The sequence below is a fragment of the Nocardioides bigeumensis genome (assembly GCF_039531755.1).
In the GTDB taxonomy this organism is placed as follows: Bacteria; Actinomycetota; Actinomycetes; order Propionibacteriales; family Nocardioidaceae; genus Nocardioides; species Nocardioides bigeumensis.
The window spans coordinates 1-24,540 of sequence record NZ_BAAAQQ010000009.1 but is presented as its reverse complement, the minus strand read 5'-3'; the positions used below and the strand labels follow the sequence as shown (position 1 = coordinate 24,540).

The 24,540-nt window shown below is 70.4% G+C and carries 20 protein-coding genes; 11 read left to right on the top strand and 9 right to left on the bottom strand.

Annotated features, from left to right (window positions below):
- The first annotated feature begins 82 nt into the window (after window positions 1-82).
- From ABD295_RS09000 to ABD295_RS08955, 10 genes are all read left to right on the top strand, one after another.
- Window positions 83-1,663, top strand: a complete 1,581-nt coding sequence (locus ABD295_RS09000) for an ABC transporter substrate-binding protein (protein WP_344303372.1) — start codon at window positions 83-85, stop codon at window positions 1,661-1,663.
- Between the two features lie 42 nt (window positions 1,664-1,705).
- A complete protein-coding gene (locus ABD295_RS08995; protein ID WP_344303363.1) occupies window positions 1,706-2,683 on the top strand; it encodes an ABC transporter permease in 978 nt (325 codons plus the stop codon).
- Window positions 2,684-2,766: 83 nt separating this feature from the next.
- Window positions 2,767-3,621, top strand: coding sequence for an ABC transporter permease (locus ABD295_RS08990; protein ID WP_344303362.1), 855 nt, complete (start codon window positions 2,767-2,769; stop codon window positions 3,619-3,621).
- 1 nt (window position 3,622) lies between these two features.
- Window positions 3,623-5,437: an ABC transporter ATP-binding protein gene (locus ABD295_RS08985; RefSeq protein WP_344303361.1), complete on the top strand. Its 1,815-nt coding sequence runs from the start codon at window positions 3,623-3,625 to the stop codon at window positions 5,435-5,437.
- Window positions 5,434-7,260: an acetoacetate decarboxylase family protein gene (locus ABD295_RS08980; RefSeq protein WP_344303360.1), complete on the top strand. Its 1,827-nt coding sequence runs from the start codon at window positions 5,434-5,436 to the stop codon at window positions 7,258-7,260. Before ABD295_RS08985 ends, ABD295_RS08980 begins: the two co-directional genes overlap by 4 nt.
- A 9-nt stretch (window positions 7,261-7,269) precedes the next feature.
- Window positions 7,270-8,226 carry a D-2-hydroxyacid dehydrogenase family protein gene (locus ABD295_RS08975; protein ID WP_344303359.1) on the top strand — a complete coding sequence of 319 codons (957 nt, stop codon included), beginning with the start codon at window positions 7,270-7,272 and terminating at the stop codon, window positions 8,224-8,226.
- 192 nt (window positions 8,227-8,418) lie between these two features.
- Window positions 8,419-9,603, top strand: coding sequence for a CaiB/BaiF CoA transferase family protein (locus ABD295_RS08970; protein ID WP_344303358.1), 1,185 nt, complete (start codon window positions 8,419-8,421; stop codon window positions 9,601-9,603).
- On the top strand, window positions 9,600-10,424 hold the full coding sequence (locus tag ABD295_RS08965; RefSeq protein ID WP_344303357.1) for a cyclase family protein: 825 nt from the start codon (window positions 9,600-9,602) through the stop codon (window positions 10,422-10,424). The genes ABD295_RS08970 and ABD295_RS08965 overlap by 4 nt, the downstream gene beginning before the upstream one ends.
- Window positions 10,421-11,854: an MmgE/PrpD family protein gene (locus ABD295_RS08960; protein ID WP_344303355.1), complete on the top strand. Its 1,434-nt coding sequence runs from the start codon at window positions 10,421-10,423 to the stop codon at window positions 11,852-11,854. Before ABD295_RS08965 ends, ABD295_RS08960 begins: the two co-directional genes overlap by 4 nt.
- Before the next feature lie 35 nt (window positions 11,855-11,889).
- On the top strand, window positions 11,890-13,356 hold the full coding sequence (locus ABD295_RS08955) for a dihydroorotase (protein WP_344303353.1): 1,467 nt from the start codon (window positions 11,890-11,892) through the stop codon (window positions 13,354-13,356).
- Between the two features lie 11 nt (window positions 13,357-13,367).
- On the opposite strand, the gene ABD295_RS08950 is transcribed toward ABD295_RS08955, so the two are convergent.
- The 9 genes from ABD295_RS08950 to ABD295_RS08910 form a co-directional block, all read right to left on the bottom strand.
- On the bottom strand, window positions 13,368-14,249 hold the full coding sequence (locus tag ABD295_RS08950; protein ID WP_344303352.1) for an HpcH/HpaI aldolase/citrate lyase family protein: 882 nt from the start codon (window positions 14,247-14,249) through the stop codon (window positions 13,368-13,370).
- Entirely contained in the window at window positions 14,242-15,021 is a 780-nt protein-coding gene (locus ABD295_RS08945; protein ID WP_344303351.1) for an IclR family transcriptional regulator, read from the bottom strand. Before ABD295_RS08945 ends, ABD295_RS08950 begins: the two co-directional genes overlap by 8 nt.
- 93 nt (window positions 15,022-15,114) lie before the next feature.
- Window positions 15,115-16,542: a dihydroorotase gene (locus ABD295_RS08940; protein ID WP_344303350.1), complete on the bottom strand. Its 1,428-nt coding sequence runs from the start codon at window positions 16,540-16,542 to the stop codon at window positions 15,115-15,117.
- Window positions 16,539-17,192, bottom strand: coding sequence for a cysteine hydrolase family protein (locus tag ABD295_RS08935; RefSeq protein ID WP_344303349.1), 654 nt, complete (start codon window positions 17,190-17,192; stop codon window positions 16,539-16,541). The genes ABD295_RS08940 and ABD295_RS08935 overlap by 4 nt, the downstream gene beginning before the upstream one ends.
- 8 nt (window positions 17,193-17,200) lie before the next feature.
- Entirely contained in the window at window positions 17,201-18,136 is a 936-nt protein-coding gene (locus ABD295_RS08930; RefSeq protein ID WP_344303348.1) for an isocitrate lyase/PEP mutase family protein, read from the bottom strand.
- Window positions 18,133-19,167 (bottom strand): zinc-binding dehydrogenase, encoded by a 1,035-nt coding sequence (locus tag ABD295_RS08925; protein WP_344303347.1) that lies wholly within the window; start codon window positions 19,165-19,167, stop codon window positions 18,133-18,135. The genes ABD295_RS08930 and ABD295_RS08925 overlap by 4 nt, the downstream gene beginning before the upstream one ends.
- Before the next feature lie 7 nt (window positions 19,168-19,174).
- Window positions 19,175-20,959: an acetoacetate decarboxylase family protein gene (locus tag ABD295_RS08920; RefSeq protein ID WP_344303346.1), complete on the bottom strand. Its 1,785-nt coding sequence runs from the start codon at window positions 20,957-20,959 to the stop codon at window positions 19,175-19,177.
- 73 nt (window positions 20,960-21,032) lie between these two features.
- Window positions 21,033-21,371: a hypothetical protein gene (locus ABD295_RS08915; protein ID WP_344303345.1), complete on the bottom strand. Its 339-nt coding sequence runs from the start codon at window positions 21,369-21,371 to the stop codon at window positions 21,033-21,035.
- A 28-nt stretch (window positions 21,372-21,399) separates the two neighbouring features.
- On the bottom strand, window positions 21,400-22,509 hold the full coding sequence (locus ABD295_RS08910; protein ID WP_344303344.1) for a class I SAM-dependent methyltransferase: 1,110 nt from the start codon (window positions 22,507-22,509) through the stop codon (window positions 21,400-21,402).
- Window positions 22,510-22,896: 387 nt separating this feature from the next.
- On the opposite strand from ABD295_RS08910, the gene ABD295_RS08905 reads away from it, so the two are divergent.
- Window positions 22,897-23,946, top strand: coding sequence for an isocitrate/isopropylmalate dehydrogenase family protein (locus ABD295_RS08905; protein ID WP_344303343.1), 1,050 nt, complete (start codon window positions 22,897-22,899; stop codon window positions 23,944-23,946).
- The last annotated feature ends 594 nt before the right edge of the window (window positions 23,947-24,540 follow it).

Below are 24,540 nucleotides of genomic sequence, written 5' to 3'. Positions count from 1 at the left end.
GTGCCGACCTGACCGGAGGGTGTCGAGATCCGGTGAAAACAGTGGCTCATCCAGGATCAGACAGGGAGCAGACGTGACGCAGATGGCGCAGATGGCGGGTCTGGCGAAGCCCTCGGTGGCAACGACCAGGCGAGGAGTCCTGAAGCTGGGGATGTTCGGCGCGGGGGCGTTCGCCCTCTCCGCGTGCGGGGGCACCTCGGGTGGCGGCGGTGGGACCAAGGCGGGAGCGTTCGTGTGGGAGTCGTCGGCCGCGCCGACCCTCCTCAACCCGATCGGCCCGACCAACTCGCCCCAGGTGAAGCGGGTCGTGAGCTGGATCTCCAGCGGCTTGTGGCGCTTCGGGAGCAACCCGGGGGAGTTCGTGGCCCAGCTGGCCACCGAGAACCCGCCGGAGCGGATCAGCGACAAGGTCTTCACCGTGCAGCTGCGCGACGACGTCAAGTGGCACGATGGCTCGCCGTTCACGGCCGAGGACGTCCAGGCGACCTTCGAGGCCGTGCTCGACGAGGCCTACGGCTCGACGTACCGCAACCGGGTGCTGGCCCTCGACAGCGTGCGGGCGACGTCCGACTACGAGGTGGAGTTCACCCTCAAGACCGTCGACAACTTCATCGTCAACGAGATCGCTCCCATCCCGATCGTCAAGGCCTCCCAGGCCCGTTCGGTCGACGACCTCAACTCCAAGCCGCTCGGCACCGGGCCCTACATGATCGAGTCCTACACCTCTGGCGAGAGCATCGTGCTGGTCGCCAACCCGCACTACTACGAGGACGGCGTCCCGGCCACGGAGAAGCTGACCTACAACGTCGTCCCCAACGACGGCACGCGGACGATCGACCTGATCAACGGCACGGCCACGTTCACCTCCGACGTCTCGCCCGGCGACGTGGAGCTGCTCGAGCGGGAGGGCGTCACAGTTCACGTCCAGTCGTCCGCGCCGACGCGGCACTACTTCTACATCAACACCACAAAGCCGGAACTCGGGGACAAGCTCTTCCGGCAGGCCCTGGCGTTCGCGATCAACCGAAAGCAGATCGTCGACACCGTCTGGCGCGGCTACGCCGACATCGGTCAGACGAGCACGTCGCCCAAGAGCGTCTACTACGACACCTCGCTGGCGCCGTACGGCGAAGAGCCGGACCTCGATAAGGCGCGCAGCCTGCTCGCCCAGGCGAAGAAGCCGAGCAAGCCCATCGTCCTCACGATGCTGCAGGGCTCGCAGTACGCCGCCGCCGGCACCATCCTCGTGGAGAACTGGGCCGAGCTCGGGGTGGACGTGGTGCTCGAGCAGCTCGACGCAGGTGCGGCCTCGGAGAAGCTGCGCGGCAAGACCTACGACATGTGGATGCTGATCGACTACCTCGGCACTGGCCCGGGCTACATGCCGAGCGCGATCGCCGACTACTCCAGCGCTGGCTCGCTGTTCAGCGGGTTCACCACGCCCGAGGTCGACGCCGCGATCGAGACGGCGCGCACGGCGACGACCGACGAGGAGCTGCAGGAGGCGATGAAGTACCTCCTCGAGGTCGACATCGACCAGGCGTGCCAGATCGCCATGTGCTACCCGCACTACCTCGAGGCGCAGGGAGCGAAGCTCAACGACTACGAGCCGTCGGCCCTGGGCAACGTGCCCTACGGCGTCCCGCTCGCCAGCTTCGCCTGAGCCCCGAGTACCAGCGACCGCCGACGATTGCGAGCATGGTCCATGCACTTCTTGTTACGCCGACTCAGCGGCTTCGTCCTGACCGTCCTGGCTGTCTCGTTGCTGGGCTTCGGCCTCCTGCACCTGGCGCCCGGCGGTCCGGCCGAGCTGCTGCTCGGCGTCCAGGAGGCGACGCCTGAGGCCGTGGCCGCGATCAACGCGCAGTACGGCCTCGACAAGCCGTGGCCGTGGCAGTTCGTGCTGTGGCTGCGGAGCCTGCTCTCCGGAGACCTCGGGACGTCGGTCACGACAGGGGCCTCGGTCAACGACATGATCGCCGGGCGCATCGGGGTGACCGTCGAGCTGGTCGTCGCGTCGCTGGTGCTGTCGGTGGTCGTCGGGGTGACGCTCGGCGCGGCCAGTGCGCTGCGCCGGGCAACCTGGCTCGACTCGGTGATCCGCAACGTCACCATGGTCGCGGTCGCGGTGCCGGGGTTCGCGTTCGGGCTCGGCTTCGTCTACCTGTTCGGCTACGTGCTCGAGGGCGTCTTTCCACACCGGGGCTGGGTGCCGATCGAGGAGAGCGTCGCGGGCAACTTCCAGCACCTGCTGCTGCCGACCCTGACGCTCTCGCTGCCGGCGATCGCGATCGTCGCGAAGATGACGCGGTCGTCGATGCTCGAGACGATCAACGCCGACTCGGTGTGGTACGCCCGCAGCTGGGGGCACAGTCCCTGGCGCGTCATGTCCCGATTCATGCTCCGCCGGGCCCTCACGCCCGTCGTGCCCACCATCGGGCTGCTGGCCGCCACGAGCGTGGGCGGCACCGTCGTCGTCGAGGAGATCTTCGGGCTGCCCGGCCTGGGCAGCCTGCTCCTGCTCTCCCTCGACAACCGTGACTACCCGGCCGTGAACGCGGTGATGCTGATTATGGCGATCATCGCGGTCGGCAGCAGCGTGCTCGCCGACCTCGTGAACGTCTATATCGACCCCCGGCAACGGCGTGCCGCCACCGTGCGTGCGAAGGCGGTGACCGCGTGATGACGACCCAGGTCGAGACGGCTCGGGCCAGACGAGGCAGAGGACGTGGCGTCGCCTCGTGGCTCGACGCGCGCCGGAGATCCATGCTGACCGTCGGAGCCGTCATCCTCACCGTCGTGCTGCTCCTCGTGGTGGTCGGACCGATCGTCCACGGCGTGAGCCCCGACAAGACGAGCGGCGACCTCCTCGTAGGCCCGTCGTCCGCGCACATCATGGGCACCGACAGCCTGGGCCGGGACTACTTCGCGCGTTGGCTGGCAGGCGGCCGCACCTCACTCACGATCGCGGTGGGGGCGACGATCCTCGCCCTGGTGCTCGGGTGCGCCTTCGGGCTGACCAGCGCGTTCGTGCGCAACCGCTTCGTCGCGGGCCTGCTGATGCGGGTGATGGACGTCCTGATCGCGGTGCCGACGATCCTGCTGACCGTCGTGATCGCCGGCGTCCTTGCGGCCCGCGGCGGCGCCGACAGCGCCTTCGCCAGCCAGCTCTACCTGCTGCTCATCCTGGGGGTGAGCCACGCCCCGCTCTTCGCCCGGGTGTCGAGGGCGAGCGCCCTGTCGGAGCTGCAGAAGCCGCACGTGGTGGCCAGCCGGCTGTCCGGGTCCCACGGGTGGTACCTCGTGCGGCACAGCATCCTGCCCAACATGTCGGCGCCGCTGATCGCGCAGTTCTCGTTCACCGTCGCGCTCTCGATCCTCAGTGCCTCCGCTGTCAGCTTCCTCGGCTTCGGGGTGCGTCCACCGGCCGCCGACTGGGGCAACATGCTCGCCGAGTCGCAGAGCTACTTCGTCCTCGGCGCCTGGTGGCTGGTCTTCTTCCCCTGCTTGATCATCTTCCTCAGCGCCCTGGCCCTGAACATGATGGGCGACGGCCTCCGCGACGCGCTCGACCCCTCCACCAGCCGCAAGACCGGCATCTCGACCGTGAGGAGCGTCTGACGTGTTCGCAGCCGAGCGCACGACCGTGGCCACGCCGCCCGAGGAGACCGTCCCGCCGGTACTGACCGTCTCCGACCTCGAGGTCTCCGCGACCCACGGCTCGTCCACGCTGAAGCTCCTCAAGGGCGTCAGCCTGTCCGTGCCGCCCGGGCGGGTGCTCGGGATCGTGGGCGAGACCGGCTCCGGCAAGAGCATGCTGATCCGCGCGATCCAGGGACTGCTCGCTCAGGGCCTGTCCGTCACCGACGGCAGCATCGAGTTCGCCGGCCAGGACCTCACACGGCTCGGTGCCAAGGCACGCGCCGCGCTGCGCGGGACCGCGATGACCTACGTCCCGCAGTGGACGACAACGGCGTTCGACCCGACCGCCAAGCTCGGCACGCAGATGCGCTACTGCATGGAGCGGTCCGGCGGCCGTAAGCAGGAGGCGAGGGAGCGGGTCGCACGGACCCTCGACCAGGAGCTCGGTCTGCAGTACGACGACCTCGCCGGGCGCTACCCGTTTGAGGTCAGCGTCGGCCAGGCCCAACGCACCCTCTTCGCGCTCGGCGTGTCCGCGGCGCGCCCACGCCTGGTCCTCGTCGACGAGCCGACGGCGTCGCTCGACCTCAGCTCGCAGGACGCGGTGCTGTCGCTGGTCGAGCGCGCGGCGCGCGTCGACGGGGCTGCCGTGATCATGGTGAGTCACGACCTCAGCGTCATCCGCGCCGCCGCCGACGACGTGGCGGTGATGTACTTCGGTCGCGTCGTCGAGCAGGGGCCGGTCGACCAGGTCCTCTCGAACCCTCAGCACCCCTACTCCATCGGGCTGATCCGCGCGGCCGCGGGGGAGATGATCGATGGACGCCTCTTCGCGATCCCCGGCATGGTGCCCTCGCTCGGTGACGGCCACGTCGCGGGGTGCGCGTTCGCGCCGCGGTGCGCCCGTGCCGACGAGGCCTGCACCGTCCGTCCCGAGCTCACCGAAGCCGGAGCGGACGGCCAGCTGGTCGCGTGCCACCACGTCGGTGACGCGCCGACGGTCGAGGTCGCCCGGCTCGAGCCACCCCCCGAGCCGGAGACGGCACCGGACGTGCCCGCCGACCGGGAGCGCCCCGAGCGGGGCACCCCACTGCTCGAGGTCCGCGACGTGACTTTCACCTACCGGCCGACCCGGCGCGACCAGGCGACCGGGCAGGGCATCCACGACGTCTCCTTCGTGCTGGAGGCCAACGCGTCCCTGGGGATCGTGGGGCCGAGCGGGTGCGGGAAGTCGACGCTCGCGCGCTGCATCGCCGGCCTCCAGGAGCCCTCGAGGGGCCAGATCCTCTTCCACGGCGACCGCGTCGCGGCCGGTGACGACGAGCGGCTGCGGGCGAGCTACTGGCCGCGTGTGCAGATGGTCTGGCAGGACGTCGTCGGCGCATTGAACCCCCGCCGGCGGGTGCGCGACCTCATCGCCGAGCCGCTGCACCTCTACGACCGCCGCCCCCAGGAACAGTTCGAGGATCGGGTGCTCGAGCTGCTGGACATGGTGAACCTGCCGGCGGCGCTGGCGTCGTACCACCCCCACGAGCTGAGTGGCGGCCAGGCACAGCGCGTCGGGCTGGCTCGGGCCCTGGCCTCGGACCCCGAGCTGCTGCTGTGCGACGAGCCGACCTCAGCCTTGGACGTGTCGGTGCGGGGACACGTGCTCAACCTCCTGCGTCGCCTGCGCGAGGAGCTCTCGCTCAGCATCATCTGCATCTCCCACGACCAGCAGGCCATCGCCAGCATCTGTGACGAGGTGCTGGTGATGGAGAACGGGCGTGGCCGGGTGGAGGCGCTGGGCGCATGAGCCGGCAGACGCACGCCCAGCAGACCGCTCTGTGGGAGCAGCGAGGCCTCCCGGCGGGGTGGGGATCCACTCCGCCGTTCACCCGTAGCGGGACCGCGTCGATGAGCGGCCGCTCGGCGTTCCTCCGGGGCTGGACCGCCCCGGCGGACGAGGTGGACCCGCTCGCGACCCGCGCGCGCGGGCTGGTCGTCCGGATGCCGCTCGACCTCGGGGTGGTGGCCCGGCACCTGCCGGCCCCGCTGCAACCGCGCGCCGACGCCGACGGCCACGCAGTCGCGTGGCTGGTCGCGCTGGAGTGCCAGAGCGCCTACTCCGGCGACCGCGCCTCCCAGGGCCCGCTCGAGGAGACCTCCTGGCACGAGGCGTCTCTCCTGCTGCCCTTCACCCATGGGGGCGAGGACGGTCTCTACACCTGGGTGCGCTACCACGAGCGCGACCACGGCGTGATGGACGGCGCGTATGCCGGCATCGCGACCAAGCAGGCGCTGTTCTCCAAGACCTTCCCGTTCGCCGGACAGCCCCTGAACCGCACGATGTCCGAGGGCACCGGGGCGATCTTCGTGGCCGCGAGGTTCGACGCGCGGGTGCTCACCGCCCGCTACGTCGGCGGGGCCGGCGACGCCGTCGACGCGGACGGCCTCGACGAGCTGCGTGCGCTGACCCGCGGGGCCGGGCGGCGCTACCTGCCGGACTGGGTGACGCGCCAGGCGCCACTGGTCGACGACGTGCTGTGGTGGACGGCCGGGACCGTCGACGCGACGATGTTCCGACGTGGCACGGCCCGCGTCGAGCTGTCCTCGGCGGACGAGGAAGGGCTCGCGCCGTTCGTGGTCGACGGGCCCCTGGACGGCTTCTACGCCGAATGGACGTTGGGCCGGCCAGGACCGCAGAGCGTGGTCGCAGGGACCGGTGACACCTCGCCGGCGCAGGGCGGCCCCGCGCGCACGACGCTCGCGGGCGACGCGCTGCGGGGCTCGTCGCCTCCGTTCAACGCCAGCGGGCGGGCAGCCACGCTGGGCTGGGGACGCTCGTCGGAGGACGACGAGACGCCGATCAAGGCCGGCCACGTGGGGATGTACATCCACTGGCGGGCTGATCTCGAGGGGGTGCGCGAGTTCCTGCCGCCGCCCTTCGAGCTCAACGACGAGAGCGACCGGATCTGGCTGTTCATGAACCAGACGCAGACCGGGGTGAACAAGCACCGTGGCGAGGGAGCCGAGGGCGCGACGGCTTTCCTGGCCGACGTCGAGCCGCACCACATGAACTGGCACGAGGCGATGTTCCGCATCCCTTGCTCCATCGGTGGACAGCGGGGCTACCTGCTGCACCTGCAGTACAAGGACCACGACCACAGCCTCCACCTGGGCTTCCACAACGGGTTCACCACGAAGCGGGCTACCTTCGTCGAGCGGTTTCCGCTGCACTTCGGCCTCGACGACCCCGAGTTCGTCGCGGGCGAGCCGGCGGAGATGTGCGTGTCCCGCCGAGGGCAGCGGATCGTCACCGCGTCGTTCTCGGCGCAGCGCGAGCTCACCGAGGCCGAGCGGGAGACCGGCGGCATCAGCATCTTCGGGACGCGCTTCTTCCCCGACCTCACCCGATCCGGGGCGCCCCCGTTGGTGCACGACGTCGTCGAGTGGCGGATGGCCGGTCGGCGCTACGCCCGCGGGTGGTCCGGGGAGGGTCGCATCACCTTCGGCGGCGGTGCCGACGAGCAGCTCACCCTGCTGGAGCCGGTGGAGATGCTGCCCAGCCTCTTCGTGCACCTCCAGTACCAGTCCGGTCTCGGCACCTGCCGCCAGGTGCACGACTACGTGGGCTGAGGTGAGCCGATGACCGTGCAGATCGCGGTGCTCGACGACTACCAGGGCGTCGCGCGCACCATGGCGGACTGGTCGCGCGTGGACTCGTTCGCCCGCGTGGACGTGTTCGACGAGCACCTGGGTGAGGCGGGCTCTGTGGTCGAGGCGCTGCAGCCCTACGACGTGGTCGTCGCCATGCGTGAGCGCACCAGGTTCCCCGCCGACGTGCTCGAGCGGCTGCCGGGCCTGCGGCTGCTGGCCAGCACGGGACCGGTCAACGCCGGCGTCGACCTCGACGCAGCACGCCGTCTCGGCATCACGGTGACTCGCACCGACGCCTGGCCACGCACGACGACCGAGCTGGCCTGGGGCCTGATCATCGCGCTCGCCCGGCACCTGGTGACCGAGCACGCCAACGTACGCCGCGGCGGTTGGCAGCAGACGGTCGGCACCGACCTCGACGGCAGCACCCTCGGCCTCCTAGGGGTCGGGGCGCTCGGCTCCCAGATGGCCACCCTCGGGAAGGCATTCGGGATGAGGGTCGTCGGATGGAGCCAGCACCTCACGTCTGAGCGGGCCGCGGCCGCCGGTGTCGAGCTCGTCGACCGCGACGAGCTCTTCGCCCGCTCGGACTTCCTCAGCATCCACCTGGTCCTCAGCGACCGCACGCGTGGTCTCGTCGACGAGGCGGCGCTGCGGTCGATGAAGCCGACGGCGTACCTCGTGAACACCTCCCGCGGGCCGATCGTCGAGGAGCGTGCGCTGGTCGCGGCGCTGCGCGAGGGCCGGATCGCCGGTGCCGGACTCGACGTGTTCGACCAGGAGCCGCTGCCCCGGACGCACCCGCTGCGCAGCCTGGACAACGTGGTCCTCACGCCCCACATCGGCTACGTGACGCGCGGAATGTACCGCGTGTTCTTCGAGCAGGTGGTCGAGGTGATCTCCCGTTGGCACGCGGGGGAGCCGGTGCCGGAGATGGATGCCTAACATGTGTTTCGACACGCGGAACGCCTTCGCGGCGTACACCGTCTGTGTCCCACCGCAGATTTCCGCTGCGTGGCAAGGAATCTGCACTTTCGGTACGTGGACAAGGCTTCCCCTGAACGGAACGGGGCCGATAAGTTGAGCAGGACGATGTTTCCATCTGCGGAACGGAGTGATGGCGTGGGGGAGCGGCCGATGCCTCTCGAGGGGCTGACGGTCCTGGACGTGTCGACGGTGCTGGCCGGCCCGTTGTGCTGCCAGGTCTTGGGGGACTTCGGCGCCGACGTGATCAAGGTCGAGCACCCGGTGTCGGGGGACAGCCTGCGCGGGCACGGCCACCAGAAGGACGGCCACCCGATCTGGTGGAAGGAGGTCTCCCGCAACAAGCGCACGATCGCCCTGGACCTGAAGACCGACGAGGGAGCCGAGCTCTTGCGCCGGCTCGCCGACTCCGCAGACGTCCTGGTGGAGAACTTCCGACCGGGCACCCTCGAGCGGTGGGGCCTCGGCCCGCAGGAGCTGATCGCGCGCAACCCCCGTCTCGTCGTCGTGCGGATCACCGGGTTCGGTCAGACCGGTCCCTACGCCGCCCGCCCGGGCTTCGGCACTCTCGCCGAGGCGATGAGCGGCTTCGCAGCCGCGACGGGGGAGCCGGACGGCCCCCCGACACTGCCCGCGTTCGGGCTCGCCGACTCGATCTGCGGACTTGCCGCGAGCTCTGCCGCCCTGATGGCGCTGCGCCATCGCGACCAGACCGGGCGCGGCCAGGTCGTCGACCTGAGCATCCTGCAGCCGATCATGAAGGCGGTCGGCCCGGGCCCCACCGTCTACCAACAGCTCGGCGTCGTCGAGCGGCGGCACGGCAACCGCTCCTCCAGCAACGCTCCGCGCAACACCTACCGCACCGTGGACGGCCACTGGGTCGCCGTCTCCACGAGCGCGCAACGCATCGCCGAGCGGGTGCTCGAGCTGGTGGGTCACCCCGAGGTGATCGAGGAGGGCTGGTTCTCGTCTGGTCATGGGCGCGTCGCCCACGGCGACCTCCTGGACGGCTACGTGGCCGACTGGATCGGCGAGCGCGGTCGCGCCGAGGTCATCAAGGCGTTCGAGGCGGCAGGCGCTGCGGTTGCGCCCGTGTACGACGCCCGTGACCTGACCGAGGACGCCCACGTCAGGGCGACCGGCATGCTGGTAGAGGTCGACGACCCCGACCTAGGGCCGCTGCTCCAGCACGACGTGATGTGGCGGATGAGCGAGAGCCCGGGCCGGATCCGCTTCACCGGCCGTGAGCACGGAGCCGACACCCGCGAGGTGCTCACCGGCCTCGGCCTCGACACGGACGAGATCGACCGGCTGGTCGCGGACGGGGTGGCCCGATGAGCAGCACGCAGGGTGACGCGCTGCTGGCGGCGGTCGAGTCCGGGGTCCGCGTCGTCGACCTCGGCCGTCAGCTGCGGGTCGGAATGCCCCAGTCGCCCAACCACCCGGCGTTCTCGCACGCCCTGCCACGCCGGCACGGCGACATGCGGCGCGCCGACGGCGGCAGCGCCGCCAACGACCTGGTGTCGATGGGCACCCACGTCGGCACGCACATCGACGCGCTCGCCCATGTGTCGCACGACGGCAAGATGCACGGCGGCATCGACGCCGACGATGCCGGTCGCGGGGGCAAGTACGACCTGCTCGGCGTGCACACCATCGAGCCGATGGTGCGGCGGGCCGTGCTCCTGGACATCCCGGCCTTCCTCGGGACCAGCCGCTGCGAGGGCGGCTACGAGATCACCCCCGACGACCTCGAGGGTGCGGCGAAGGCTCACGACGTCTCCGTCCGACCCGGCGACGTGGTGCTCGTGCGCAGCGGCTGGGGCCAGCTCTTCGACGAGGGTGCTGCCTTCATGGGGCACGACACCGGGGTCCCGGGCGTCGGCGAGGACGGGGCGGAATGGTTGGCCGCCCAGGGGGCCCACACCGTCGGTGCCGACACGATCGCCTTCGAGCGACTGGCGAGGGGTGCGGGTCACAGCCTGCTCCCGGCGCACCGCGTGCTGCTGGTCGAGCACGGCATCTACATCGTCGAGACGCTCGACCTCGAGGGCCTGGCGGCCGTGGGGCGGCACCAGTTCACCCTGGTGCTGAGCCCGCTCAACATCTACGGCGCCACCGGGTCGCCGGTCCGCCCCCTTGCGGTCGTGCCAGCATGAGCGGGCGCACCCTCGGCGAGCAGCTGGCCGACTTCGCGAGCGGGTCGTCGTACTCCGACCTGCCTGAGGCCGTCGTCGAGAGCGTGAAGATGCGCTTGCTCGACACCTTGGGCATCGCTGTGGCGGCGGCCGGTCTCGACAGCAGCCGGGCCGCCCGACGCTGGGCGGTCGAGCAGGCCGGCGCAGGGCACGCGTCGGCGGTGGGGGTCGAGGACAAGCTGCCGGCCAACCTGGCTGCCTTCGTCAACGGTGTCCTGATGCACTCGCTCGACTACGACGACACCCACCTGCCCTCGGTGCTGCACCCCAGCGCGAGCGTGGTCCCGGCGGCGCTCGCGGCGGCCGAGCGGGCCGGGGCCGACGGCCCACGACTCATCCACGCCGTCGCGGTCGGGCTCGAGGCCTGCGTGAGACTGGGCATGGCCGGCTACGATGAGGAGTCCGGCAGCTCGACGTTCTTCGAGCACGGCCAGCACGCAACCTCGATCTGCGGTGCGATGGGCGGCGCCGTGGCGGCCTCGGTCCTCGCCGGCCGCCCCGACCGCGTGGTGCACGCGCTCGGCGTCGCGGCGTCGATGGCGTCGGGGATCATCGAGGGCAACCGCACGGGCGGCACAATCAAGCGGCTGCACTGCGGCTGGGCCGCGCATGCCGCGGTCTCCGCGGGCGAGCTGTCCGACCTGGGGATCACTGGCCCCCCGACGGTGCTCGAGGGGCGCTTCGGGTTCTTCCAGGCATGGCTGCACGGCCGCTTCGACGCCGACGCGGTGACAAAGGGCCTCGGAGACGTGTGGTCGGTGCCCGACATCTTCTTCAAGCCCTATCCTGCCAACCACTTCACGCACACGATCGTGGACGCGACCTCGGCCTTGCGCCGACGCGGCATCGATCCCTCACGCATCGATCGGCTGACTGTCGGCGTGCCGGCCCCGATCGTGCGGACCATCGGCGAGCCGATCGAGGTGAAGCGGTCTCCGGAGACCGGCTACATGGCCCAGTTCAGCGGTCCCTACGCCGCGGCCGTCGGCCTCTTCGGCGGCGGCGGTCTGGGGGCGTCGCTGGAGGACTACACCGACGAGCTCGCCGGGGATCCGGCGCGTCGTGCTCTGATGCAGCGGGTCGACATCGTGGCCGACGACCGGTGCACCAAGATCTTCCCCCACCAGTTCCCGGCGATCGTCACGGCGCTGCTCACCGACGGCGAGACGGTGGTGGAGGAGGTCCTGACCAACAAAGGAGGACCGGACCGCCCCTTGTCGTTCGCAGCCCTGAGCCAGAAGTTCCACTCCAACGTCGACCCGCATCTGACCGCCGAAGCCGCGAGCGCGGTGACCGGGACCTGCCGTCGCCTCGAGGAGGTCGCCCACGTCTCGGAGCTGATCTCGCCCCTGCGGGCGGTCGACCTTCAGGCCGCGCCGGTGCCCGGCTGAGGAGTTCGTCACCACCCACCGATCGAAGGAGAGGCATGTCCCAGCACGACCTGATCGTCCGCAACGCCCAAGTGGTGCGACCCGGGGCGGAGAGTCCGAAGCCGCTCGACGTCGCCGTCCGGGACGGGGTCTTCAGCGCCATCGAGGAGACGATCGACCCGTCCAGCGCCACGACGGTGGTCGATGCCGAGGGCCGTCACCTCTTCCCGGGGGTGGTCGACGTGCACCAGCACTGGGGCATCTACAACCCGCTGTCCGAGGACGCCGCCACGGAGAGCCGCGCGGCGGCCCAGGGCGGCGTGACGACCGGGATCACCTACATCCGCACCGGCGCCTACTACCTCAACAAGTCGGGGCCCTACCGCGAGCTGTTCCCGGAGATCCTGTCGAGCGTGGAGGGCCGCGCCTACGTCGACTACGCCTTTCACGTGGCCCCGATCCTTCGCGAGCACCTCGACGAGATCCCCGCGCTCGTCGGCGAGTTCGGCGTGCCATCGTTCAAGATCTTCATGTTCTACGGCAGTCACGGGCTGCACGGGCGGTCCACGGACCAGAGCTCGTTCTTGATGATGCCGGAGGACGAGAGCTACGACTACGCACACTTCGAGTTCATCATGCGCCGGCTGCAGGAGGTGCGCGAGGACGAGCGGTTCGCCACCGACCGTGACGTCGTCTCCCTGTCGCTGCACTGCGAGACCGCGGAGATCATGCGTGCCTATACCGAGATCGTGGAGAAGGAGGGGCGCCTGACCGGTCTGGAGGCCTACAGCGCGTCCCGCCCGCCGCACTCCGAGGGACTCGCGATCACCATCGCGTCGTACCTCGCCCACGAGACTGAGCTCCCCAACATCAACCTGCTGCACCTCAGCTCGCGCAAGGCCATCGAGGCGGCGATGCTGATGCAGTCGACCTTCCCGCACATCGACTTCCGTCGCGAGGTCACGATCGGTCACCTGCTCGCCGACTTCACCACCGGCGGCGTGGGCGGCAAGGTGAACCCGCCGCTGCGCTCGCGCGAGGACGTCGAGGCGCTGTGGGAGCACCTCTTGGCGGGCCACGTGTCGTGGGTGACCTCCGACCACGCGTGCTGCCGCGAGGAGACCAAGTTCGGCGAGCCGGCCGACGACGTGTTCCTCGCCAAGTCCGGCTTCGGCGGCACGGAGTACCTCCTCAGCGGCATGGTGTCGGAGGGCCGCCGCCGCGGCCTGTCCTACAACCGGATCGCCGAGCTGGTGGCGGCGTCGCCGGCGCGACGCTTCGGCCTGCGCACCAAGGGCGACCTGGCCGTGGGGTTCGACGCGGACTTCTGCCTCGTCGACGACGACGTGGAGTACGCCGTTCGTGCCGAGGACTCGTTCTCGACCCAGGAGTACTCCCCGCTCGAGGGCTACCAGATGACCGCGCGGGTCACCGACACCTATCTCCGTGGAGCCCCGGTGCTCACCGACGGGAGCATCGTGGGCGAGCCGCGAGGTGCCTTCGTCCGCAGGTCCGGAGGCTGAGCCAGCACTAGCTAGGAGGTCCTCGCGCGAGCGAGGATCTCGTGGGCCGCGCGCGCGACGGCCGCGTCGATCAGCCTGCCGGAGCTGTCCGTGGTCGCCGCCCCCGCTGCCGCCTCCAGCCGGCTGACGACGTCGCGGGCGGCCTCGACCGTGGCGACGTCGGGTGTGAACACCCGGTTCACCACCTGGACCTGGTGGGGGTGCACCGCGGTGCGCGACCGGAAGCCGAGGTCGCGCAGTTGCCGGCTGGACTCCTCGAAGGCGGCGAGGTCGCGGAAGTCCGTGGACGTCGGTGCGACCGGCGCGGCCAACCCGGCCGCTGCGCAGTGCAGGACGACTAGGAGGCGCAACGCGTCGACGGCGGTCGCTGTCACGGCGCTCCGCGTCAGGCGCAGGTCCGCGTGCAGGTCGGCCTCGCCGAGCCCGAGGCTGGTCAGTCGTGGGTGTCGGCAGAGCCGGTCGAGCTCGAGGAGCGCGCGTGCGCCCTCGACCAGACCGACGACCAGGGTCCGGCCGACTGGCAGCCCCCGCTCGCCCTCCAGCCGGGATAGGCCGGGCGCGAGCCGTCCCAGCACGTCCGCGTCCGCTTTCGCTACGACCAGTCCGCGCACGCCCGGACCGACCGCCGCGTCGAGGTCGTCGTCGAGGTGGTCCGGGTCGATCCGGGCCCACACCTCTGGCCGGCCAGGTGCGTCGACCGCGCCCGTCCCGGCGAGGGCGCGCAGCAGGTCCCTGGCCCCGGCCCGCGCCGTGAGCGGGACGGAGTCCTCCAGGTCGACGATGAGGGCATCGGCTGAGCCGGCCCTCGCCTTGGCGACGAGGTCCTGGCGGTGCCCCGGCACGTAGAGGAACGAGCGGGGAAGCGGCTGCTCCGCGGAGGCGGGATCAGGCACGGAGCGCCGCGGTGATGGCCCGGGCGGCTTCCTGCACGAGGCGGACGTGGTCCTCGTGCCCCTCGGGGCCGTAGCGGAACATCGGACCCGAGCTGGTGATCGAGCCCATCACGTTGTCGGCGGGGTCGAAGAAGGGAGCCGCGATCGACGACGCACCCGTGTTGCGCTCGTTGCGGGAGGAGGCGTACCCGTCCTCGCGCGTCCGGGCGAGCACGGCGCGGTACGCCGCCTCGTCGAAGTCGAGCTCGAGCTGCCGCTTCTGGCGCACCGCCGCCTCGGTGAAAGAGTCGGGCAAGAACGCGAGGATGGCACGGCTAGAGGCGCCTGAGTGCAGCGGGAACTGCGGGCCGATCTCGACCACCATCTTCACCTCCTGCGGGCCTTCGAACTGGTCGAGGTAGATGCGGTGGTTGCCCACCAGCACCGAAAGCGTGGTCGTCTCGCGGGTGCGGTCGCGGAGCTTCCGCAGGATCGGGGAGGAGATGGTCCGGAGATCCATCTGGCTCCACGCCTTGTGGCTCAGCATCGTGGCGGCCGGCCCGATGCCGTAGGCGTTGTCGCCCGGCACGGGTTGTAGCAGCGAGCGGGACGTCAGCGACTGCAGGATCCTGTGCACGACGGCCTTGCTCATCTTCAGCTCGCGCGCGATCCGGGAGACCCCCAGCGGGTGGTCCGCCTGGGCGAAGAGGAGGAGGACGTCGGCCACGCGGTCGGCCGACTGCGTTCCGCCTGCCGTGCCGGGCCGCGCGAGCCGCGGAGCGTCATTGGTCATCGGGACTCGTTCTTCTCGAGAGGTTGCACCGGCGAAGACAATAGCGGGATTGCCGGTCCTGGTGCGCTCGTGACGTCCACCAGGACCGAAGCGTCACGACAGAACGGGCATGGTGCGTCGTTCCTGGGTCTCGTCCTCGCGGGTCGCCTGCCGGAACGCCGATCGTGGGACGTAGCGACCGCCCGTGATGTCGTCGACCAGCTTGCCGCCGTCGACCACGACGTGGCCGCGGCGCAGGGTCTCGGTCACCTTTCCCACCAGCCGCTGGCCCTCGTAGAGGCAGTAGTCGCTGCTGCCGACGTGCCTCTCGGCCGTGCACAGCGCCTCGCCCGCCGGGTCGAGGACGACGACGTCGGCGTCGGCGCCGGGCAGGATCCGTCCCTTGCGCGGCGAAAGCCCGAAGATGTCGGCAGGGTTCTCCGACAGCACCTGCACCATCCGCTGCAGAGAGATGCGGCCGCCACGCACGCCCTCGCTGTAGGTAAGGGGCAGCAGGTGCTCGATCCCCTCGGCGCCGTACGGCGCCTGGAGCAGGTTGGGCGCGTCGGACTTGATCTCGACCGTGCGTGCCGCGTGGTCCGTGGCGATCGTCTGGATGGTGCCGTCCGCGACGCCTCTCCACAGCGACTCGTTGTCGCGCTCGAGCCTGATCGGAGGGGCGATCTTGCTGAGAGCTCCGCGCTCGATCACCTCGCGGTTGGTCAGCAGCAGGTAGTGCGGGCAGGTCTCGACCCACACAGTCGTCGACGCGGTGCGCCGGCCGAGCTCGATTGCGGTGATGCCCTCGGCGACCGCCAGGTGAGGCACGTAGAGCGGGCAGCCGACCGCGTCCGCCAGCGCGATCGCGCGCAGGGTCGCCTCGGTCTCGAACAACGGTGTGTGGCAGTGCAGGTACGTCGCGTGGGGCACGTCGGCCTGGTCCCAGAACTGGCTCTCGAAGTACTCGATGCCGTCGCCGTTCTCCGCGTGCACGATGGCGATCCCGCCGTGGTCGGCGATCACCTTCATGCCCTCGATGAGGGAGCGGTCGTCGACCATCATGTTGCGCGCTCGGTAGGCCATGAAGAACTTGAAGGACGAGACGCCGGCCGCGACGAGCTTGGGCACCTCGGCGGCGACGTCGTCGGCCGCGTCGAAGGCGGCGTGCAGCCCGAAGTCGCACGCGACCTGGCCGCTCCACGCGTCCACGAAGGACCCGACGACCTCGCTGGGCGTCGTCTTGGGGAAGCCCCATGACGGGAACGCGCCGACGAAGGAGAGGATGGTCGTCACGCCGCCGGAGGCGCCGGCGCGGCAGGTGGCCGCCATGTCGTCGGTGTAGACGGGATGTGTGTGTGCGTCGATCACGCCGGGCAGGACGAGCTTGTTGCGGGCGTCGATGACGCGCGCTGCCCCGCCCCGCAGGTCGGGCCCGACGGCAGCGATCGTCTCGCCCTGGATGCCGACGTCGGCCTGGGTCTCGCCCTGGCCGCTCACGACGGTGCCGCCCTTGATGACGATGTCGAACTGCTCCATGGTCATGCGCTCCATATCTTCTTCAGCTGGTCGGCCGTGACGACGTCGTGGCGGGCCGAGAGGAACTCGAGGGTGATGTCGTGAAGCCGCTGGGAGGCCGACGCGCACGCGTCCCCCGCCACGACGGTGTAGTAGTCGATGAATGCCGCGTGGCGGACCGTCGCCTCGACGCACCCGTTGGTGACGATGCCGGCGACCACGACGGTTTGGACCCCGTTGGCGCGCAGCAGGTTGTCCAGATCGGTGCCCACGAACGCGTCCGATCGGTGCTTGAGCACCTGCAGGTCGCCGGGCTGCGCGGCCAGCTCGTCGACGAGCTCGTGCCCCCACGTGCCGGTCAGGGTGTACTCCCCGCCCAGGAAGGGCCGCGCGTGGTTCTTGAAGTAGACCCAGGCGGGGGAGTCGCTGAGGCCGTCCGGGAGCGTGGTGTTGAGCGTGAAGGCCACGAGCACGCCGGCCTCCCGGGCCTGCCGCACGAGGTCGACGACGACCGGGACGATGGCGCCGGTGAGGGCGACGTCGTCGCCGTTGCGGGCATAGGCGCCGGCCGGGTCGAGGAAGTCCTTCTGCATGTCGACGATCAGGAGTGCGGTGTGTGCGGGGTCGACCACCTCGGAGAGTGAGTCGAAGACCTGCTTGCCGTGGACCTCGTGCACGATGCGCCTCAGGAGCCCGACGCCGCGAAGCCCGAGGCCCTGGAGGAGATCTCGTCGTCGAGCGCGAGCCAGCCTTCGAGGTCCACCGCGGCCTGCCGGTCGGCCCACGGAACCAACTGGTCGACCACCTCGGCGGTCCCGCCCGTCGCGTGCAGCGACTCCAGCACCTTGCGCGTCGCGGCCATGGCGCTGCGCAGGGCCGAGTTGGCGTACAGGGCGATCCGGTAGCCCATCTCGTTCAGCTCGGCGGTCGGCACGATCGGGGTGCGGCCGCCCTCGACCATGTTGACCACGAGTGGGGCAGGCACCTCGCCGGGGATCCGCCGCAGCTCCTCCATCGTGGTCGGCGCCTCGACGAAGACCGCGTCGGCGCCTGCGGCGACGTAGCGACGGACCCGCTCCATCGCTGAGTCGAAGTCCTCGAGGGCCAGGGCATCCGTGCGCGCGAGGATGACGAGGTCGGAGCCGCCGCGCGCCTCGTCGGCGGCGGCGAGCCGCTCGAGCATCTCGCCCGTGGACACGACCTGCTTGCCCGCGAAGTGCCCGCAGCGCTTGGGATGCGTCTGGTCCTCGATCTGGACGGCGGCGACCCCGGCGAGGGCGAACTCGCGCACGGTGTGGACGACGTTGAGGGTGCCGCCGTACCCGGTGTCGATGTCGGCGATGACCGGGAGCGAGCTGCTCCGCACGATCCGGGTGGTGACGTCGAGCATCTCGCGGAGGCCGATCACGCCGAGGTCCGGCAGGCCGTAGGCCTCGTTGGCGATCCCGGCTCCGGTCGCGAAGAGCACCCGGAAGCCGATCTCCTCGGCCATCCGCGCGTAGAGCGGGCCGACCACCCCCGGGCAGACGACGGTCTCCTCGCCGGCGAGGAGTGCGCGCAGCGCTGCCGGGGCGGTCGATGGTGACGCCGGTGATGTCGGCGGTGTTGTCGGCAGAGTCATGGGATGAGCACGACCTTTCCTGTGACCTGGCGCCGGGCCAGGAGCTCGTGGGCTTGCGCGGCCTCGGAGAGCCGCAGCTGCCGGTCGATCCGGGTCCGCAGCCGTCCGACCTCCACGGCGTCGATGACGCCGCGGATGTCGGGGAGCTGCCAGCCGCGGGAGGCGACGATCTCGACGTACTGGCGGAACAGGGCTAGGGCGTCGATGCCGGCGTGCTGGCCGGCGTGGGCGCCGTACAGCACGTAGCGGCCGCCGACCCGGAGCAGGTCGATGAGCACGCGTAGGTGCTCGCCGGCGGCGGCGTCGAACACGACGTCGACGCCGGCGCCACCGGTCACCTCGCGCACCTCGGCAGCCAGGATCTCCACCGTGCCGGAGTCGACGACGGCGTCGGCACCGCAGTCGCGAGCGAGCTCCTGACGGGCGACGGTGCTCGCGGCTGCGACGACGCGGGCGCCGGCCAGCCGGGCGACCTGGACGGCGGCCGAGCCGACGCCGCCACCGGCGCCGGTGACCAGCACGGTCTCGCCGGCGCGCAGCCGGCCCCGGGTGAGCAGTCCGTGCCACGCGGTGCCGAAGCCGAGCTGCAGGCAGGCGCCCTGTGCCAGGTCCACGTCGTCTGGCAGCGCGAAGAGAGCACGGTCGGGGACGACGAGCGACTCGGCGTAGGTGCCCGGCGTGTCGATGCCCGGTCGGCGCGGGCGCTCACACACGTTGATCCAGCCGCGGCCGCACGGCGGGCAGCTCCCGCACGGCGGGTAGGCGCTGACGATCACACGGTCACCCACTCGCCACCCCCGGGCTCCCGGTCCGAGCTCGCTCACCACGCCGGCACCCTCCCGTCCGAGCTGTCCCGTGGGCGTCACGTCGAAGCCCGAGGTGCCGTCGCGCTCGTCGAGGTCGAGGTGGTTGACGGCCGTGGCCCTGATCTCGACGAGCACCTCGCCCGCGCTCGGTCCCGTCTCCAGGACGGTGACGGGGCGCAGCACCGAGGGCGGCCCCGGTGCGGTGAACCTGACGGCGGTGGGCACGGGCTGCTCAGGCGTCCAGGTAGTCGTGCAGGATCTCACCCGTGCCGGGGCCGGACTGGTACTCCAGGTGCACGAAGAGACTCTCGAGCATCTCGACGGGCTCGAGGTTGTGCAGCTCCTCGCGGTCGGAGTCGCCGAAGGTGATTGTCGCGTTGCCGGCCCACGCCCGCCGGTAGCGCCGGTTCGCGAACTTCCAGCTGATGATGTCGTGCACGAGGGGGTCCCGCTGCGGTGTGGTGAGGTCCGGGAAGTGCCGGACGCCGAAGATACGGATGCCCTCGGACTCCCGCTCCTCCTCCGGCAGCTCCCGCTCCACCGCGAGGTGCGCGGTGATGATCGGCGCCCCGTGTCGCGACACGTGCATCCCGACGCGGTCGCCGGGGGCGAGCTCGCCGTCGCCATTGCCGTTGTAGAGCCGGAAGTACTCGCGGAAGTCGGCGCGTTTGGTCGTGTAGCCGTCGATCATCCCGAAGACCAGGGCGTGGTCCTGGTCCTTGTACTGGACGTGCAGCAGGTAGCCCTTCTTGCCGCCGACGGCGCAGGGGATCCGGAACATCGCCTCGTGCCAGTTGACGTGGTGGGGCTCGCGGTCGGCGAGGTAGCCGGGAGGTCCCGGGCGGTGGCCTCCGTGCTGGTTGATCCCGCTCTGCGTCTGGTTCATGAACAGCCAGATGCGGTCGCTCTCCTCGGTCACCTCGAACGGCGGCGGCAGTATCTTCCGGACGCCCTCGATGTCGGCCCGCCAATGGACGTACATGCCCACGTGGCCGGCCTGGCGCAGCTGGACGCCGAGCTTTCCGCCGAGGTCGGTCGAGCGGCTGATGGCGGCGTTGCCGGACGGGCTCAGCGGGGTCGATGCCCCCTGCAGGACGACTCCACTGGCGGCGCGGCGTACGCCGTCGAGCTGCTCGGTGGGTCGTCCTCCGACGACGGTGACAGGACCGGTGGGACCGTGCGACCAGTCGAGGAAGTAGCCCGTGACGCTTGCCGGGTCCGCGGGGCTGACCAGCCCCAGCTCGTCCTCGTCGCTGGAGGCCAGGGCGAGGTCGAGGTCGCCTGCGAAGCACGACGCGATCTCGATGCCGCTCACCTCCCACGACACCACGTCGTTCACCGGGGCGGGCGAGCCGGGTCTGGCCCAGTCGGGCAGGTAGCGGATCCCAGCCACTCGCTCGAGCCGGGAGCGCAGGGCGGCGGCCTCCGCGGAGGAGGGGTCGTGCTCGGTGTGCGCCTTGAACCGCGCGGTGAAGACCCGCGCGTCGAAGCGCGAGGCGACCATGATGCAGCCCGTGCCCACGCCCATCGCCCGGTTGAGCGGTTGACCCACGAACGGGAAGGTCTTGGTGAACCGCGCCTGCTTCGTGGGGACGCCGAGGTAGGCGCCGGCCAGCATCGCGGCGTCGCGCTCGTGGAAGCGGATCCATGTGAAGAGCCCACGCTTCCCGTCGTGGACGTAGGGGAGCATGATCGCGGCCTCGTGCCATCGGGTCTCCTCGACGTCCGCCCAGCTCGGCCGGCCCGGTCCGATCGCCTGCTCGCTCTGGCGCGCGACGAACCAGACGTTGCGGTCCTCCGGGTCGACGGCGAGGGGCTCGGGCAGCAGGTCGGCGATCGCGGCGGGGTCCAGCGGCCAGTGAGCGACCAGGCCACGGGTGCGAACGGACTCGGCAGCGTTGTCCGGGTGCACCTGAAAGTGCCGGACCACGCTCGAGAGCCCGGTGTCGCTGAACGGCGGGCAGGCGCCCTTGTCGGCGAGGCCGAGCAGGGCCGTGGTGGTGTCGGACGGGGACATCGTGCTCCTTCGGGTCGCGGAGAGGCCAGGGCGCAGCACCCCTCGCCAGCGACGAGGGGCAGGGGCGCGAGAGCTAGAGCCGGGCGTCCTCCGGGGACAACCCGAAGCGGAAGAGGCGCTCGCCCGGTTGCGCGGCTAGCGGGTCGAGCAGGTGCTTGCTGTACGCCGACGCCTCGGCCTTCATCCAGGCTGCCAGCTCGGGGTCCGCTCCGGCGCGGTCGTCGTCGCCGTCGACCAGGACGTCGGCGTCGACGAGCCGTCGTCGCAGGTGCTCGAGCTCGGCCTTGCAGGTGAACAGCTCTCCCGCGAGGGCGGTGATCACGCCGAGCAGCCGGTCGGCGACCGGGTCCCCGAGGCCGGTCGCAGGGTCGTAGGCGTAGGCCTCGGTCAGGTTGGTGGCACTCGTGGTCACGCTCGCTCCCGTCGTGTCGAGGTCGTCATCAGGAGGCGACGGAGATGTCGGCCGTCCGGGTGGTGCCCGCGCTCTCGGTGGCAGGCTTGGTACCGGCGAGCAGCGTCCAGGGGAAGCGCCAGAACTCGGGCAGCTCGGTGCCGCGGGCCAAGGCGTCCGGCTCCTCCTCGAACGATGTGGTCGCCACGTCGGTGAAGCCGGCGGCGGCCATCTCCGCGTGGAAGTCCATGGCCAGCAGGCTGCGGATGAACGGCTCGTTGTTGCGCGTCGAGTGGCCGAGGATCAAGAACCGCCCGACGTTTCCCCCGGGCACCTCGTAGAAGTCGAGGTAGACCAGGCGTCCGCCCGGCTTCAGGACGCGGTAGGCCTCGCGCAGCGACTGCACCAGGACGTCGGTGGGCACCTCGTGAATAAGCATGGACGCCGCGATGGTGTCGACGCTCTCGTCCTCGAAGTGGACGAGGTCCTCCTGACGGTCCTGCACGTAGCGGATGTCGAGGCCCTGCTGGACCGCGCGGAGGTGCGCCAGCCCGAGCACCTGCGGGCTGAGGTCGACGCCGACGACGGTCGCGCCGGGCATCGCCCGGCGGATCGGCTCGGTGGTCTTGCCGAAGCCGCAGCCCATGTCGAGGACCACCCCGTCGGCGGGTGTGATCGCCCGCACGTGGTCGGCGAACCGGCTGTGCAGATCGCCGTGGTCGCTCGCGACGGGAGTGGTGCTCCTGGCGGCGGCCTCGTAGGCGAAGGCGTCACTCGGGTCGGACCAGATGCCGCCCCGGTGCTGGTGGAAGTCGGTGTCGACGTAGTAGTCGGGGAGCGGGCGCTCCACGTCGTTGGCCAGCTTGTCGGGCTCGCGCTTCTGGCCCTCGGCGAGCTCCCCGGCCAGCTGGTCGTCGGCCTCGGCGAAGAGCGTGACCAGCCCCCAGCGGCCGTAGTACTTCATCTGCTGCAGGTGCACCTCGAGCCACGCGAACGCGCGGTAGGCGTGCGAGGTGCTCATCGCCTGCTCGATCTCCCGCGGCGGCTGCTCCGCAACGTGGGCTGCCTGCGAGGCGACCACGGCGTAGAGCTCGGTGGACCAGTAGCGCTTCAGGCCGACGACGTACGCCTGGTAGGCGGCAGTCCTGAGGTCACCCACGATCGCGTCCTCGACCGCCGGCTCCGGCGCTCGAGCCGCCTCCGAAGTGTCGTCCGCCCGCATATGCTTGCCACAACCTTTCCATTCAGAGAAACGGCTACTGGTCGAAAGTAGCGACGCTTCCATCTCTGTGTCAACGGTACGACGATCGGTGGCTCGCCTCTTGGGACGGCGCCCTCGATTGTCCGCATGCTTCACATCGGGAGCACTGGGTGGCCGAAAAGCCACGATCTGAGCGTAAGATCGACGTCCACGCAGGTTCATCCGCGGTTGCCCCACCAACGTCGCGCAGGGCCCGGTCGTGTGCGTGCCGGTCTCGCCGGATGACATTGGATCGCCTGCGAGAGGCGTACCGCTCAAAGAAACACTCATCCTCAAGGAGTCCACATGTCTCGTAGCCATTCCATCGCGGTGATCGCCGGCGACGGCATCGGGCCGGAGGTCGTGTCGGTCGCCTTGGCCTGCGCCGAGCGAGCCGCGGCCCGGCACGATGTGCGGCTGACGTGGCGGGAGCTTGACTGGGGTTGCGAACGCTACGCGCGCTCCGGCACGTTCATGCCGGACGACGGCCTGGACCAGCTGGCCTCCGCGGACGCCATCTTGCTGGGGGCAGTGGGCTGGCCCAGCGTGCCCGACCACTTGTCGCTGTGGGGGTTGCTGATCCCGATCCGGCGCGCCTTCGACCAGTACGTCAACCTCCGCCCGGCTCGACTGCTGCCCGGTGTCGTCTCACCGTTGCGGGGCGTCGACGAGCTCGACCTGGTCATCGTGCGCGAGAACGTCGAGGGCGAGTACTCCCAGGTCGGCGGTGTGGTCGAGGAGAACGCTCGTGCCACCACGGCGCTGCAGCAGTCCGTGTTCACGCGCCGCGGCATCGAGCGGGTGACGCGGTACGCCGCCAAGTTGGCCGCCGAGCGGTCGGGCAGGCTCACCTCTGCGACGAAGTCCAACGGACTGGTGCACTCGATGCCGTTCTGGGACCAGGTCGTCGCCGAGGTGTGCGCCCAGGAGGATGTGGCCGTTGAGGCCGTGCACGTCGACGCCCTCGCAGCTCGTCTCGTGACTGCGCCGGGATCCTGCGACGTGGTCGTCGGCTCGAACCTCTTCGGCGACATCCTCAGCGACCTGGCCTCGGCCATCGCCGGCTCGCTCGGCGTGGCGCCCAGCGCCAACCTCAACCCCGAGCGCGACCACCCCTCGATGTTCGAGCCCATCCACGGCTCCGCTCCGGACATTGCCGGCAAGGGGGTGGCCAACCCGGTCGCGACCTTGTGGGCGGCCTCCATGATGCTTGCGCACCTCGGTGAGGCAGAGGCGGCCGACGACCTGTACTCCGCCTTTACTGGCGTGATGGCAGACGGCTGTCTCACCGCGGACCTCGGCGGCTCTGCGACGACGTCCGAGTTCGGTGCTGAAGTGGTGCGACGCTTGTCGTGACGCCATCCCATGGGTGCACAGTCGGCAGGCTCGATCGCCGTGGTTTCGATCGGCGCCGGTCGAAAGTCCGACTGGTGCTGATCGCCGTTTCACGTGGTCGACATCGACTTGGCACTCCGGCGGTCCCTCCTCCCGGTAGCTCACTCACTGCCTCACCCTGGAACGTGCTGGTCATGATTGGACACGATCTGGCTCACCGCAGCGCGGCGCGGCGGCCGGGCTCGACCGCGTCGATCCTGAGTACCTTGACGAGCACCATCACTGGCATGAGCATGACCCCATTCGACATCCCGAGGCGCCTTTAGCGTGGCCGGCGTATCTATGCTTCAGTGGCGGGTTGGCGCCGACAGCTGCAACGCCGACGTGGCAAGCGGATCAGCCCCGCGGGCGGCGTACTTACAAACGTACTTACGGGTTCCGTCCAAGGGTGTCCGCCACAGTCCACGAATCGAGAATCGCCCTTAAAATAAGGGGATTGAGAAATCAGTGGACGACGCTGGACCCGCCTCTGCGGGCTGGGGGTCAAAGGGTCGCAGGTTCAAGTCCTGTCAGCCCGACACTGTGATGTCTCAAGACATTGGAAACTGCCGGACC